The organism is Pseudomonas sp. NPDC088322 (assembly GCF_044740745.1).
Taxonomy (GTDB): domain Bacteria; phylum Pseudomonadota; class Gammaproteobacteria; order Pseudomonadales; family Pseudomonadaceae; genus Aquipseudomonas; species Aquipseudomonas shirazensis.
Genome location: NZ_JBIURK010000005.1, coordinates 129782 through 143918, shown reverse-complemented (window position 1 = coordinate 143918; position 14137 = coordinate 129782). Strand labels below are relative to the sequence as shown.

Genomic DNA, 14137 nt, shown 5'->3' with positions numbered 1-14137 from the left:
GCTGTTGATGGGGTGCTGCGCTGCAGACAGTTGGCCAGCTGTTGGCGGCTGTACAGTGCAGACAGTTATAGAAGAACTGGGGTTATTTAAAAAGGAATAAGAAAGAATACTCTTATTCCTTTATAGGGTTTCTGTATGCGTGGCCGTCTGCGCAGCGAGTCAGGAATGCGGCGAAGCGTGCTCGCCACCGGCATATTCGGGCTTCAGATGGCCCTGGCTGTCCAGCAGCCAGGCATCCATCACCTCGCGCACCACCGGACCGGCGACGCGGCCGCCGGCTTCGCCGTTTTCGATCATCACCGCCACCACAATCGAGGGATGCTCGGCAGGGGCGAAACCGACGAACAAGGCATTGTCGCGGTGCCGCTCCAGGGTCTTGTTGCGGTCGTAGCGCTCGCCCTGACGAATCGCCACTACCTGCGCGGTACCGCTCTTGCCGGCAATTCGGTACTGGGCGCCAGCCGCCGAGGCGCGGGCGATGCCACGCGGGTCGTGCATGACCATCTGCATGCCCTGGCTGACCTGGTCCCACGCGCGCTTGTCGTGCAGGACGATATCCGGCATCGGGTGCGGATCCTGCGGCGGCTCGCCACCAATGCTCCGGGCCAGGTGCGGGCGGTGCCACACGCCTTTGCTGGCGAGCAGGCTGGTGGCTTGGGCCAGCTGCAACGGGGTGACCTGCATGTAGCCCTGGCCAATCCCCAGGATCAGCGTTTCACCGGGGAACCACGCCTGACGGCGAGTCGCGCGCTTCCATTGCTGCGACGGCATCAGCCCGGCGGCTTCCTCGAACATGTCCAACGAGACCTTCTGGCCGAGGCCGAACTCGGCCATGTAGTCATGCAGGCGGTCGATGCCCAGCTTGTGCGCGAGGTCATAGAAGTAGGTGTCGTTGGAGCGCATGATCGCGGTGTACATGTCTACCCAGCCATCGCCGCTGCGGTTCCAGTTGCGGTACTTGTGGTCGTAGTTGGGCAGCTCGTAGTAGCCGGGGTCGAACACCCGGTTGGCGGGCGTCATTACGCCGCTGTCGAGGCCGGCGATGGCCACCTCCGGCTTGATCGTCGAACCCGGCGCATACAAACCGCGCAGCACCCGGTTGAACAGCGGCCGGTCGATCGAATCGCGCAGCGCGGCGTATTGCTTGAAGCTGATGCCTTTGACGAACAGGTTGGGATCAAAGCTTGGGTTGCTGACCATCGCCAGCACATCGCCGGTGGCGGGGTCGAGCGCCACCACCGAGCCACGGCGATCGCCCAGGGCCTTTTCGGCGGCCTGTTGCAGCTGCACGTCAAGGCTGAGGATGATGTCCTTGCCCGGGATCGGGTCCTGATGGCGGAGCACGCGCATGACCCGGCCCTGGGCGTTGGTCTCGACCTCTTCGTAGCCGACATGACCGTGCAACTGATCCTCGTAGAAGCGCTCGACGCCAGTCTTGCCGATCGACTGGGTACCGCGGTACTCGGTGCTGTCGAGGGTCTTGGCTTCCTTCTCGTTGATCCGGCCGACATAGCCCACCGAGTGCGCAAAGTGCTCATTGAGCGGGTACTCACGGATAAACTGCGGCTCTACATCAAGCCCCGGCAGGCGGAACTGATTGACGGCGATCAGGGCGATCTGTTCTTCGCTCAGGCCCACCATCAAGGTCACCGGTTCGAACGGTTTACGCCCACGGCGCAGATCCTTGTTGAACTGCTGACGGTCGTCGTCGGCCAGGCCGAGGATCTGCGTCAGGCTGTCGAGCACCTTGGCTGAATCGCCAGCGCGCTCGCGGGTCATGGTCAGGTTGAAGCTGGGCTTGTTGTCGGCCAGCACGACGCCGTTGCGGTCGTAGATCAGGCCGCGCTCAGGCGCGATCGGCAGCACGTGCACGCGGTTGTTTTCGGAAACGGCGCTCTGCTGGTCGTGCTGCAGCACCTGCAGCACGTACAGGCGAGCGATCAGCACCGCAACGAGGCTGCAGGTCAGCACGGCGCAGACCAACAGGCGGCGGTTGACCAGCTGCTTTTCCTGTTCGTGATCCTTGAGGGGGATGGGTTGGGGCATGCGCGTTCTTCGGGGTGGAGAGGTCACCGGGTCGGCGATGCTACGCAAGCACCCGCTGCTGCTCAAGCAAGCCGCCCCCGGCGAGCCTGCCCGGATGGCCCGTCAGCCCCGGCAGCACTGAGCCGCAGCCTTGCATGAATATTCATTCATGTGACTCATCAGGGCACGGCTTACTGCACTGCTACTGCATGGCGTGCTCGTCTGATCAAGGCCTCTTGCAGCAGGGTAATCACCCCGTATCGGACTTCTGCCCCAGGTGGCGACAGCGCACTGGGTCAGCCACCTTACTTCAACGCCATGGCCAAACGCGACATGGCCGTCTCGATTTCATGCTCGGTCAGGGACGAGTAGCCCAGCAGCCAGCCTTGCTGCTTGTGCTCGCCCGCGTAGAGCCGGCTCAGGCCAGGCAACTGCACGCCGGCGCTGGCCGCTACGCGGATGGTGTCCTGCTCGCTCCAGCCCGCCTCGAGCAGGCAAGGAATCTGCAGTCCGCCTTGCGGGTGCAGGGCGGTGGCAATGCCTGGCAGGTGCCTGGCAATGGCATCCAGCATGTACAGGCGGCGCCGGCTGTAAAGTTTGCGCATGGCGCGCACGTGGGCGTTGTAATGGCCGTCTTCCATGAAGCGCGCCAGGGTCAGTTGCAGGATCTGCGGGGTATGCCCGTCGATGATGCTGCGGGCGCAGGCAAACGGCTGCACCAGTTGTTCGGGCAGGATCATGTAGCCCATGCGCAGGCCGGGAAACAGGGTCTTGCTGAAGGTGCCGAGGTAGATCGTGCGCTGGTAGCGGTCCAGCCCCTGCATGCAGGCGGTGGGCAGCCCGTCGTAGTGAAACTCGCTGTCGTAGTCGTCCTCGATGATCCATTTGCCGTGCTCGGCCGCCCAGCCGAGCAGCTCCAGCCGGCGCGCCAGCGGCAGGGTGGCGCCGGTGGGGTATTGATGCGACGGCGTCACGTACAGGCAATTGGCACCGCTGCGATCGGCACGCAGCAGGTCGATGCGCACGCCTTGTTCATCGACGTCGATCGGCACGACCTTGGCCTCGGCCGCTTCGAAAGCTTTTTTCGCGCCAAAATAGCCGGGGTTTTCCAGCAGGATGGGTTTGCCCGCGTCTACCAGCAACTGCGCGCACAGGAACAACGCTTGGCGGGTACTGCTCAGCACCAGAATTTGCTCGGGCTTGCAGTTGGCGCCGCGCTCGAGGTTGAGGTACGTGGCGATGGCCTTGCGCAGCGGCTCGGCACCCTGCGGGTCACCATGCAGCAAGACGTTGCCGCGGTAGTCCTTCATGACCTGGCGTTGCAGGCGCTCCCAGGCCTCAGTGGGGAAGCTGCGGGTTTCCGGCAGGCCTGTAGCGAAGGCCTTGATCGCCTGCTGGTCATGAATGCCGCCGCTGGCGAGGATCTGCTGGCCGCGCTGGCTCAGCCCGGCCGCTTGCGTGGCGGCTTGAGCACGGCGTGCGTCGCGTTGTTGCATGCGCCGGCGAGCGGCGCCATGCAACTCGCTGCCCAGGGTTTGCGCGACGTAGCTGCCGGCGCCTCCGCGGCGGTTGATGTAGCCATCGCGCTGCAACTGCACATAGGCGTTTTCGACGGTGTCGCGGGCCACGCCGAGCGAGCGCGCCAGCACTCGCGTGGCGGGCAGCTTCAGGCCGGCACTCAGCGAGCCTTCGAGAATCAGTGCACGCAGTGAACGCTGGATTCGCTGGTGCAGATCGAGGCTGGCAAATTCGCTGTCGGCCAAGCGCATCTGCAGGGTTTCAAGTTCGAACGTTTTTGCCATGTGGTCTGCCCTGACTGCATGAATTGGCCTGAAGCGGCAGGCCAGTCTATCCGTAGACTCTGCGCCTCGCCACTGCCTGGAGCTTGTTCACCATGTCACTCAATGCCTCTCGCTCGTCACTGCGCCCGAGCGATCTGCTGCACCCGATCATTGCCGGTCTGGTATCGGTCATCGTCAACTATGGCGGCACCTTCATCCTGGTGTTCCAGGCGGCCAAGGTGGCCGGCCTGAGCCCTGAGCTGACGGCCTCGTGGGTCTGGTCGGTGTCCATTGGCGTGGGCGTTACCGGGATGTACCTGAGCTGGCACTATCGCGCACCGATCATCACCGCCTGGTCGACGCCGGCTGCGGCGTTTCTGGTCGTCGCGCTGGCAACTACGCCTTATGCCGAAGCGGTAGGCGCCTACATGGCCTGTGCCGCGGCGTTCGTGCTGCTGGGCTGTTCCGGCTGGTTCGACAAGGTCATTGCGCTGATTCCGCCAGGGGTAGCGGCAGGGCTGCTGGCCGGCATTCTGCTGCAGTTTGGCATTGGTGCGTTCAGCAGCGTCAGCCTCGATCCGCTGCTGGCCGGGCTGCTGATTGCCTGCTACCTGCTGCTCAAGCGCTTCACTGCGCGCTATGCGGTGGCCGGCATTCTGCTGCTGGGGTTAAGCTTTTTGCTGGTGCAGGGCCGGCTTGACCTGTCCGGCCTGCACTGGCAACTGACCGAGCCGGTGTTCACCGTGCCGCAGTTCTCGCTCAATGCGCTGCTGAGCGTGGCTTTGCCGCTGTTTTTGATCACCCTGACCGGGCAGTACATGCCGGGCATGCTGGTGTTGCGCAACGATGGCTACGACACCAGCGCCAGTCCCATCGTGACGGTGACCGGGCTGGGTTCGCTGTTGATGGCGCCGTTCGGCTCGCATGCGTTCAACCTGGCAGCGATCACCGCGGCCATCTGCACCGGCAAGGAAGCCCACGAACAGCCGTCCAAGCGCTGGATCGCCGGCATCGCCGCTGGCTTGCTATATGTGTTGGTAGGGATGTTCGGGGCGACCCTGGCGGCGCTGTTCATGGCCTTGCCGGCAAGCTTCATCACCACCCTGGCCGGGCTGGCCTTGCTGGGCACCATCGGCGCCAGCCTGGCCAGCGCTACCGCCAGTGCGAAAACCCGTGAAGCGGCGTTGATCACCTTTCTGGCCGCTGCCGCCAACATTACCTTGCTGGGTATTGGCGGTGCGTTCTGGGGCTTGCTGATTGGTCTTGCTGCGCATGCGCTGCTCAATGGGTTCAACACCACCGGGGCGCGCGCCGTGGGGAGCAAGGCTGCGGTCACTCGCTGACGGCTTTGCCGTAGGCCGACCTGGACAGCGCTGCCGCGCTGTTCGTTGGTCACTCAGCCAGCTGCAACTCCGGCAGCTTGACCTGGAACGCCCGAGTCAGCCCAAGCAGGCACAGCAAGCCCAACCCCATCCAGCTTAAGCCGATCGCGAATGACATGCTCGACAGGCTGCTCCACAGCCACAAGGTGCTGAGAAAACCCAGTGCCGGAATGACCCCATACAGCAGGTAATTGCGCGGTCCGCGCAGTTGCTGGTCGACCAGGTAGTGTTTGACCACCGCCAGGTTCACCGCAGAGAAGGCAAACAGCGCGCCGAAGCTGATCATGTTGGCCACCGTGTCCAAGGTCAGCACCAGTGCCAGCAGAGACATCACACTGACCAGCATGATAGCGCTGGCCGGCACCCGCTTTTTTGTCCGCAACCGGCCGAACACCCGCGGCAGCGCGCCGTCGCGGCCCATGGCGAACAGCACCCGCGACACGCTGGCCTGGGACACCATCGCCGAGGCAAAGCAGCCGGCGACATAGGTGGCAGTGAAGGCGCTGACCAGCAGCTCGCCGCCGACCCGGCGCATGACATCCACCGAGGCCGAGTCGGGGTCGGCAAAGCTGGCCCAGTCGGGGAACACTTGCTGGGCAAAATACGACACCAGCAAGAACAGCAAGCCGCCGACCAGCGAAACTACCATGATCGCCAGCGGGATGCGGTACTGCGGGTTGCTGGTTTCCTCAGCCATGGTTGAAACCGCATCGAAGCCGAGGAATGACAGGCACAGCACGGCCGCGCCGGTCATCACCAGCGGCACACTGAAACCGTCGTGGTAGAACGGCTTGAGCAGCGACACTGGCTCGCCCTGGCCACTCAGGCTGCTGACCGACAGCGCCACGAAGACCACGATGAACACCAACTGCACCACTACCAGAATCCAGTTGACCCGAGTGATCGACTCGATGCCGATCAGGTTGAGAAAGGTCACTAGGCTGATCGAGCCGAGCACCCAGACCCAGGCCGGCACCGCCGGGAAGTACTCGGACATGTAGATGCCGATCAGCAGGTAGCTGAGCAGCGGCAGGAAGATGTAGTCGAGCAGCAAGGTCCAGCCGGCGATGAAGCCGAAGTAGCTGCCGAAGGCTTTACGGGTGTAGCTGTACACCGAGCCAGAATAGGGATGGGCCTGGACCATGCGGCCGTAGCTGTAGGCGGTCAGCAGCATCGCGCCGAGGGTCAGCAGATAGGCCGTGGGCAAGTGCCCTTTGGTCATCTGGGTGACCAGGCCATAGGTGGTGAACACGGCTAGCGGGACCATGTAGGCCAGGCCGAACAGCACCAGCGCGGGCAGGCCCATGGATTGGCGAAAGCGGCGAGACGCCGGGGCTTGCGCACAGTGAGTGTCGGCTGAGCTTGTTGTTATAGTCATTGCGAACTCCTGGAAGGCGAATACAGGACGCTGCAGTAGCCGAGGTGTACTCGCTACCGTTAATGAAGCCGTGTCGAGAAGGGGGCGCAGCGCTGATGCGGGCGCGCTGCACGCCAGGCGCCCAGCCTGATCGGGCTGGGCGTTGCGCTCGGGTCAGAGGCGGCCGATGCTGCGCGCGGTGCGGTCGACGGCCAGGCGGGTTTTTTCGACCAGCTCATCAAGCTCGCTGCGGCTGGCGATCAGCGCCGGGGCCATGATCATGCGGCCCAGCGTCGAGCGGATGATCACGCCTTCCTCAAAGCCATAGGTGCGGCACTGCCAGGCCAGGTCGTTTTCATTGGCGAAGCGTTTGCGGGTTGGTTTGTCCTCGGCGAACTGCAACGCCGCCAGCAGGCCAGTGCCCTGAATCTCGCCAATCAGGGGGTGCTCGGCAAACGACTCACGCAGGAGTTGCTGCAGATAAGGACCGGTGTCGTCCTTGACCTGGCGCACGATGCCGTCGTCACGCAAGGCCTTGAGGTTGGCCACCGCTACCGCTGCGGCAACCGGGTGGCCGGAGTAAGTCAGGCCGTGGGCAAATACACCGCCGCGCTCGACCAGCGCCTCGGCGATGCGCTTGCTCAACACCAGCCCGCCCATGGGGATATAGCCGCTGGTCAGCCCCTTGGCGATGGACAGGGTGTCGGGCTCGAAGCCGAAGTGCTGGTGGGCGAACCATTCGCCGGTACGGCCAAAGCCGCCGATCACCTCATCGGCGCACAGCAGCACGTCGTACTGGCGGCAGATGCGCTGGATCTCGGGCCAGTAGCTTTCAGGCGGGAAGATCATGCCGCCGGCGCCCTGGAACGGCTCGGCGATGAAACCAGCGACGTTGTCCACGCCCAGTTCGAGGATTTTTTCTTCAAGCTGCAGCGCGCAGCGTCGGCCGAATTCGGCGGGTGTCAGCTCGCCGCCGTTGGCGTACCAGTACGGCTCGTCGATGTGGGCGATGTCGGGGATCATCCCGCCCATCTCATGCATGAACTTCATCCCGCCCAGCGCGGTGGCGGCCAGGGTCGAGCCGTGGTAACCGTTCCAGCGGCCGATCATGACCTTCTTCTGCGGCTTGCCCAGCACCTGCCAGTAACGGCGCACGGTGCGGATCAGCACCTCGTTGGCCTCGGAGCCGGAGTTAGTGTAGATCGCGTGGCTGTAATGGCCCGGCAGCAGGCTGAAGAGCAGTTCGGACAGCTCGATTACCGCCGGGTGGGTGGTGTGGAAGAACATGTTGTAGTACGCCAACTGATCCATCTGCGCGGCAGCGGCGCTGGTCAGGTCCTTGCGGCCGTAGCCCAGTTGCGTGCACCACAAGCCGGACATGCCATCCAGATAACGGTTGCCGTCGTTGTCCCACAAATTCAAACGCTCGCCGCGGACCATCACCCGTGGCCCTTCGGCGTTGAGGGCCTTTTGATCGAGAAACGCATGGATGTGGTGGGCCGCGTCGGCCTTTTGATAGTCCTGGGTGTTTCGTTGCGGGATGAAGGGTGCGTTCATGACGTTTGTTCTCTTTTTTGGGAGTCGCGCAGGGCGGATGCAACTGAAGTCTCGGAAATGCTCCCACACCTCGAAAACCACCGAAATCACCCTTTGGGGTGAGCTGCGAGCTGGTGTGGCTGCAGAGCTTTTTCATGGGTCCGGACCACATTTTTGCGAATTTGCCTGCCGCCGCGAGTGGCGCACGATTGTCTCCAGTCAATAACAATGGACCGGCAAACGGTCGCAAGAGGAGTGCAGCGTGTTCGACCTCAACCACTGGCAACAGCAGGCCCAGCGCCAAACCTTCATCGACACCGCGCTCATCGGCGGCCGGGCGGTGCAGTCGTCTACAGGTGCGACTTTTACCGCTATCAACCCCGCAACCAATCAGGTGTTGGCGCAGGTTGCAGCCTGCGGTGAGCGTGAAGTGGACCTGGCAGTGCGTTCTGCGCGCCAGGCCTTCGACCAGGGGCCGTGGGCACGCATGGCGCCAGGTGAGCGCAAGAAGATCCTGCTGAAACTGGCCGAGCTGCTGCTGGTGCACCGTGAGGAGTTGGCCTTGCTCGACTCGCTGAACATGGGCAAGCCGGTGATGGACGCCTACAACATTGATGTGCCGGGCGCAGCCGGGGTTTTCGCCTGGTATGGCGAGGCGCTGGACAAACTCTACGATCAGGTCGCGCCGACGGCTGCCAACACGCTGGCCACCATCACCCGCGAGCCACTGGGCGTGATCGCTGCGGTGGTGCCGTGGAACTTCCCCCTGGACATGGCGGCCTGGAAGCTCGCGCCGGCTCTGGCTGCCGGGAACAGCGTGGTGTTGAAGCCTGCCGAGCAGTCGCCGTTTTCCGCCTTGCGCCTGGGCCAGTTGGCTTTGGAAGCGGGCATTCCAGAAGGGGTACTCAACGTTGTCCCGGGCCTCGGCGAGCAAGCCGGCAAAGCCTTGGGGCTGCACCCGGATGTCGATTGCCTGGTGTTCACCGGCTCGACTCAGGTGGGCAAGTACTTCATGCAGTACTCGGCCCAGTCCAACCTCAAGCAGGTTTGGCTGGAGTGCGGTGGCAAAAGCCCGAATCTGGTGTTTGCCGACTGCCAGAATCTCGATCTGGCAGCTGAAAAAGCTGCGTTCGGGATCTTCTTCAATCAAGGCGAAGTGTGCTCGGCCAATTCACGGTTGTACGTGCAGCGAGCTATCCACGACGAGTTCGTCGAGCGGGTGATGGCCAAGGCGCAGGCGTGGCTGCCGGGTGATCCGCTCAACCCGGCGAGTGCCGCCGGGGCCATTGTCGACAGCGAGCAAACCGCGCGGATCATGCGTGCTATCGGGCAAGCGCAGGAGGAGGGCGCGCAGTTGCGTTGCGGAGGCGAGCAACTGACGTTCAATGGCTCATCCAACTTTATCCAGCCCACTGTATTTACCGAGGTAAAACCGGGCAGCAAGCTGGTCCGTGAAGAGATTTTCGGCCCGGTGCTGGCCGTCACCGCCTTTGACGATGAGGCGCAGGCGGTAGCGCTGGCCAATGACAGTGTCTACGGCCTGGCGGCCTCGGTGTGGAGCGACGACCTCAACCGCGCGCACCGGGTTGCCAAGGCGCTGAAGGCTGGTACGGTGTCGGTCAACACCATGGACGCGCTGGATGTCAGCGTGCCGTTCGGTGGCGGCAAGCAGTCCGGCTTTGGCCGTGACCTGTCGCTGCATTCATTCGACAAGTACACCCACCTGAAAACCACCTGGTTCCAGCTGCGTTAAGCGCTGGCCCAAGGCGCACACGAGACGCCCGTGATGAGTACAGACCGGCTTGGATCCGAACAGTGGTTTCAGCACATGGCACAGGTGACCGATTGCATCGGCACCTCGGCCTTTGTCGAGTCGCTGTATTCGGCGCTGAACCTGCTGGCGCCGGCCAATGCCATCACGGTGTTTCTGTTTCCCCATGAAGGCCTGCCGTCGACGCTGTTCGAGCGCGACGATGAGGGGCCGTGGATGCCTGAGGGCAACGTGCGCAAGTATCTGGAAGGCTTCTATCTGCTGTGCCCGTTCTACCGCGCGAGCCTGGAGGGCATTGCGCCCGGCTGCTATCGCCTCAGCGATGTCGCGCCGGACCACTTCAAGCGCAGTGAGTACTACCTGTCGTTCTATCAGCATGCGCGGCTGGAGGAAGAGATCAATTACCTGGTGCCACTCGGGCCGAAGCTGACCATCGCCGTTGCGCTGTCCAGCACCTCGCGATTGAGCAGGCAGCAAGTTGCCGAACTCAAGCGCATCGCACCGTGGGTGTTGGCGGTGGTGCGTCGGCATTGGGGCGACCTGGATGCGCACATGCTTGGCGGGCGTTTCGAGAGTGCGCTGGGGCGGCAGATCAATGCAGCGTTGGTGAAGTTTGGCTCGTCGTTGCTGACCGAGCGCGAATGCCTGGTCGCGCAGTACATGCTGCGTGGGCACTCGATACGCTCATTGGCAGAGCGACTGGGTATCAGCGAGGATACGGTCAAGACCCATCGCAAACACTTGTACGCCAAGCTCGACATCGGCAAGCAGTCCGAGCTGTTCTCGCTGTTTATCGCCTCGGTCGCGCAGGCGCAGGAAGGGTTGAGCAAAGACCCGCTGGAAAGCTATCTGCGCCGCCGGCCCTGAGCGGGTGGCTTAGATAAGGATGTAGTCGCTGCGCTGGCGAATGCCCTGATGCTCGCCCTCGACCAGATGCACATAGCGCCCAGCCAACAGGTCGATCGGCAGGCAATCATCAACGTCGAGTATTGCGTCGGTATGCGGCTTCAACCAGCCAGCGGCCATGCGCCGTTTACCCAACTGCTTGGCCTCGGCTTTGTCCCTGGCAGCCACCAGCAGATAACGGTGCGCTTCGCCGAATACCTGCCGCTCGTAACCGCCCAGATTGAGGAAGAACAAGCGCAGTGCGCCGGGTTGCGGCGCTGCCTGGCTGAACTCGACGCGGTAATTGTCGATGCCATGCACCTCCAGCCAGGAGTCGACGTGCAGCCCTTTCAGGCTGCCGAACCAGGCATTGCGTAGCTCAGGGTAGAGCTGCTCGAGCGAGTCGCCCTGAGCAAAGACTACATCGTGAACTTCGATGCTGGCGCGCGGATGGCGCCCGCCGAGCATGACAACGTAAAGCATGAATTATCCTCGTGCTGGGCGCTGCGCCTTTCGCCAGCGCCCGCTCAAAACGTCACGGCCCACAGCGCAGCCGCCAATGCCGGCGGCATGACCAGCAAGCCCAGCCGCAGGAAGCGCCAGGCGCTGACATTCTCCCCCTCACGGCGGATGGCTACCAGCCACAGCAGGGTCGCCAGCGAACCGGTGATCGACAGGTTGGGGCCCAGGTCGACGCCAATCAGCAGCGCCGCCGTGGTTTGCCCAGGCAACTGCACCATGTGCCCCATCGAGCCTGCGATCAGCCCGCTGGGCAGGTTGTTCATCAGGTTACTGGCAATCGCCACAGCGACCCCGGCAGCCCAGCTGGCTTGCGCTGGCGACTGTTCGGCGAGTGCCGCCAGGGCATGCGCCAGATGATCGATGACGCCGGTCTGGGCCACGGCTTCGACCAGCACGAACAACCCGGCCACCAAAGGCAGTACGCCCCACGCGACATGGCGCAGCACCGGCATCGGGCTGCGGCGCTGGCTCAGGTGAATCAAGGCGGTGGTGGTCAGGCCAGCGCAAAAGGTTGGCAGGCCCAGCGCAGTGTCCAGCGCCGAGGCGGTCAGCAGCAGTGCCCCGGTCAGGACAATGCCCAGCGCGCACAGCTTGGCCCCGGGAGTCAGCGGCTGCGAGTCGACGGTCAGGGCCAGTGGCTGCATGATCTGTTTACGCTGGGTCAGGCGCAGCACTATGTAGGTCAGGCTGATGGCTGCCAGCGAAGGCAGGCTGAACTGCCTCAGCCACTCCAGCAGCGGCGGCATCTGGCTGCCGAAGACCACCAGGTTGGCCGGGTTGGAAATCGGCAGAACGAAGCTTGCGGCGTTGGCGATGAATGCGCAGATGAACAGATAGGGCAGGGGCTCGGCCTTGGCCGCCTTGCACGCCGCATACACCGCCGGGGTCAACACCACGGCGGTGGCATCGTTGGAGAGGAATACGGTGACTAGGGTGCCGACCAGAAACACCAGGTCGAACAAGCGCTGCCCGGAGCCGCGGGCGTGGCTTACGGCATAGCGCGCCAGCCAATCGAACAAGCCTTCCTGACGCGCCAGTTCGGCCAGCACCATCATGCCGATCAGAAACAGGTATACATCGCCGCCTTCGGCCATCGCAGCCAAGGCTTTTTGTGGCGCAATCAGGCCGAGCACGGTGAGCAGCAGCGCGCCGCCCATGGCCCAGACGTATTCGGGGATGCGCCAGGGACGCAGGATGACGCCACAGGTGGCGAGGGCCGCCACCAACCAGATGATCAGCGCAGTATCAACAACGGGCATGGTGGATTCAGCTTCCTGCCACAGTAGGGACGACCGTCGGCGCCTCGGCCGAGCGGGAGGAGGTTTCCGGCAGCGCGACCAGTACCAGCACGAACGCCGCAGCGGCGATGCCAGCCAGGGTCAGGAAGGCTGCGTCATAACCGGCCGACTGTACCACCAAACCAGCGATGCCCGGGCTTAGTGCAGCGCCGAGGCTGAACACCGCGGTCAGTGCGCCGAGGCTGACATTGAAGCGCCCGGTACCCTCGGTCAGGTCCTTGACCACGATCGGGAACAGCGCGCCGAAGATCCCCGCGCCGATGCCGTCGAGCAGCTGCACGCCGACCAGCCAGAAGGGATTGTCCGAGAGGACGTACAGCGCGCCTCGTAGAGGCAGGATCAAGAATCCCACCAGCAGAAACGGCTTGCGCCCCCACTGCTCGGCCTTGGCGCCAACCAGCAGTGCCATCGGCACCATCACCAGTTGCGCCGCGACAATGCAGGCCGAGGTCAGCGGTGTGGCCAGGCGCAGGTCCACCTGGGCCAGCTTCTGGCTTACCAGCGGCAGCATTGCTGCGTTGGCCAGGTGGAAAAGCGCGCAGCACACGGCGAACAGCAGCAGTGTGCGGTTGTGCAGCAGCAGGCTCAGTCCGGCTGGCTGGGTGTCGCCGGTTGGCGTGTGGGACAGGCCACGGGCCAGTTGGTGGTCGATGGCCGCTGCTGGCACCCGTTTGACGGCGATAATGCTGGCGATCGTCAGCGCGGCCATCAGGTAGAACACCACGACTGGTCCATAGAGGTAGGCCAGGCCGCCGGCGAGCAACGCCGAGCAGGCGTTGCCGGCATGGTTGAAGGTTTCGTTGCGCCCCACGCGTCGGGTGAAAGCCTTCGGGCCGGTGATACCCAGGGTAATGGCGGCAATTGCCGGGGCGAACACGGAGCCTGCGATCGCGCTGATGGTCTGGGTCAAGGCCACCAGCCCGAACGATGAGATCAGCGGCAGCAGCAAACAGCTCCCGGTAACCAGCAGTGCCGCAATCGCCACCACGGCGCGCTTGGCGGGCGTGCGGTCGATCAATGCACCCGCCGGTGTCTGCGCCAGCAGCGCGGTGACCCCGGCGATGGTCATGACCAAACCGATGCTTGCCGGCTGCCATTGATGCACCGCGAGCAGATAGATCGCCAGATACGGCCCCAGGCCATCGCGAACATCAGCCAGAAAGAAGTTCAGCCAGTCGAGCGCACGATCATGAGAGTCGGTTTGCCGGAGGTTGTCCAAGGTTTGAGTCTCGCAGGGGGGGTGTGGGGATGAAGCGTTATCGACACCCGTCAGATCACACCTCACTTGAGCAGAATGACTGGTGTAACGAGCAATAGGTTCCAGACCCACAGCGCCTGTAGGAGCGGCCTTGTGTCGCGAAAGGGCTGCGCAGCGGCCACAGATCTCAGCTTCGCCGCCGAAATCTCCGGGCCCGCTCTGCGGGCCTTTCGCGACACAAGGCCGCTCCTACACAGTTCTGCGTGATGGCGCGAGTCTCGGCCGACCCCAGCACCTCTGAAACGCCTGTTTCAGCGGTAAACACTTCGTATGCCACTCAACCGTCACAAAGCTGTAACAAGAGTGCTGCAATGTGTGCGGG

Annotated in this window: 10 protein-coding genes; 3 read left to right on the top strand and 7 right to left on the bottom strand. The window is 63.6% G+C overall.

Annotation, left to right across the window (positions count from 1 at the left end):
• Positions 1–159: 159 nt before the first annotated feature.
• Both mrdA and ACIOAU_RS14215 read right to left on the bottom strand, forming a co-directional pair.
• Positions 160–2046: a penicillin-binding protein 2 gene (gene mrdA, locus ACIOAU_RS14220; RefSeq protein ID WP_101319902.1), complete on the bottom strand. Its 1887-nt coding sequence runs from the start codon at positions 2044–2046 to the stop codon at positions 160–162.
• A gap of 284 nt (positions 2047–2330) precedes the next feature.
• On the bottom strand, positions 2331–3827 hold the full coding sequence (locus ACIOAU_RS14215; RefSeq protein ID WP_401182711.1) for a PLP-dependent aminotransferase family protein: 1497 nt from the start codon (positions 3825–3827) through the stop codon (positions 2331–2333).
• Between the two features lie 92 nt (positions 3828–3919).
• Between ACIOAU_RS14215 and ACIOAU_RS14210 the strand changes: the two genes are divergently transcribed.
• Positions 3920–5149, top strand: a complete 1230-nt coding sequence (locus tag ACIOAU_RS14210) for a benzoate/H(+) symporter BenE family transporter (RefSeq protein ID WP_401182708.1) — start codon at positions 3920–3922, stop codon at positions 5147–5149.
• A 49-nt stretch (positions 5150–5198) separates the two neighbouring features.
• Here the strand turns inward: ACIOAU_RS14210 and ACIOAU_RS14205 are convergent, their stop codons facing one another.
• Together ACIOAU_RS14205 and ACIOAU_RS14200 are read right to left on the bottom strand one after the other, a co-directional pair.
• Positions 5199–6566, bottom strand: a complete 1368-nt coding sequence (locus ACIOAU_RS14205; RefSeq protein ID WP_401182705.1) for an APC family permease — start codon at positions 6564–6566, stop codon at positions 5199–5201.
• 153 nt (positions 6567–6719) lie between these two features.
• Complete coding sequence (locus tag ACIOAU_RS14200) at positions 6720–8102, bottom strand: aspartate aminotransferase family protein (protein WP_401182702.1); 1383 nt, start codon at positions 8100–8102, stop codon at positions 6720–6722.
• A gap of 241 nt (positions 8103–8343) precedes the next feature.
• On the opposite strand from ACIOAU_RS14200, the gene ACIOAU_RS14195 reads away from it, so the two are divergent.
• Positions 8344–9834, top strand: coding sequence for an aldehyde dehydrogenase (locus tag ACIOAU_RS14195; protein WP_401182699.1), 1491 nt, complete (start codon positions 8344–8346; stop codon positions 9832–9834).
• Between the two features lie 33 nt (positions 9835–9867).
• Positions 9868–10719, top strand: a complete 852-nt coding sequence (locus tag ACIOAU_RS14190; protein ID WP_401182696.1) for a response regulator transcription factor — start codon at positions 9868–9870, stop codon at positions 10717–10719.
• A 9-nt stretch (positions 10720–10728) separates the two neighbouring features.
• Here the strand turns inward: ACIOAU_RS14190 and ACIOAU_RS14185 are convergent, their stop codons facing one another.
• The 3 genes from ACIOAU_RS14185 to ACIOAU_RS14175 are packed head-to-tail and all read right to left on the bottom strand — an operon-like array spanning position 10729 to position 13776.
• Positions 10729–11220, bottom strand: a complete 492-nt coding sequence (locus ACIOAU_RS14185) for a DUF1543 domain-containing protein (protein WP_181089205.1) — start codon at positions 11218–11220, stop codon at positions 10729–10731.
• Positions 11221–11264: 44 nt separating this feature from the next.
• Complete coding sequence (locus ACIOAU_RS14180) at positions 11265–12518, bottom strand: arsenic transporter (RefSeq protein ID WP_188036097.1); 1254 nt, start codon at positions 12516–12518, stop codon at positions 11265–11267.
• A gap of 7 nt (positions 12519–12525) precedes the next feature.
• Positions 12526–13776 (bottom strand): MFS transporter, encoded by a 1251-nt coding sequence (locus ACIOAU_RS14175; protein ID WP_181107498.1) that lies wholly within the window; start codon positions 13774–13776, stop codon positions 12526–12528.
• Positions 13777–14137 lie beyond the last annotated feature (361 nt).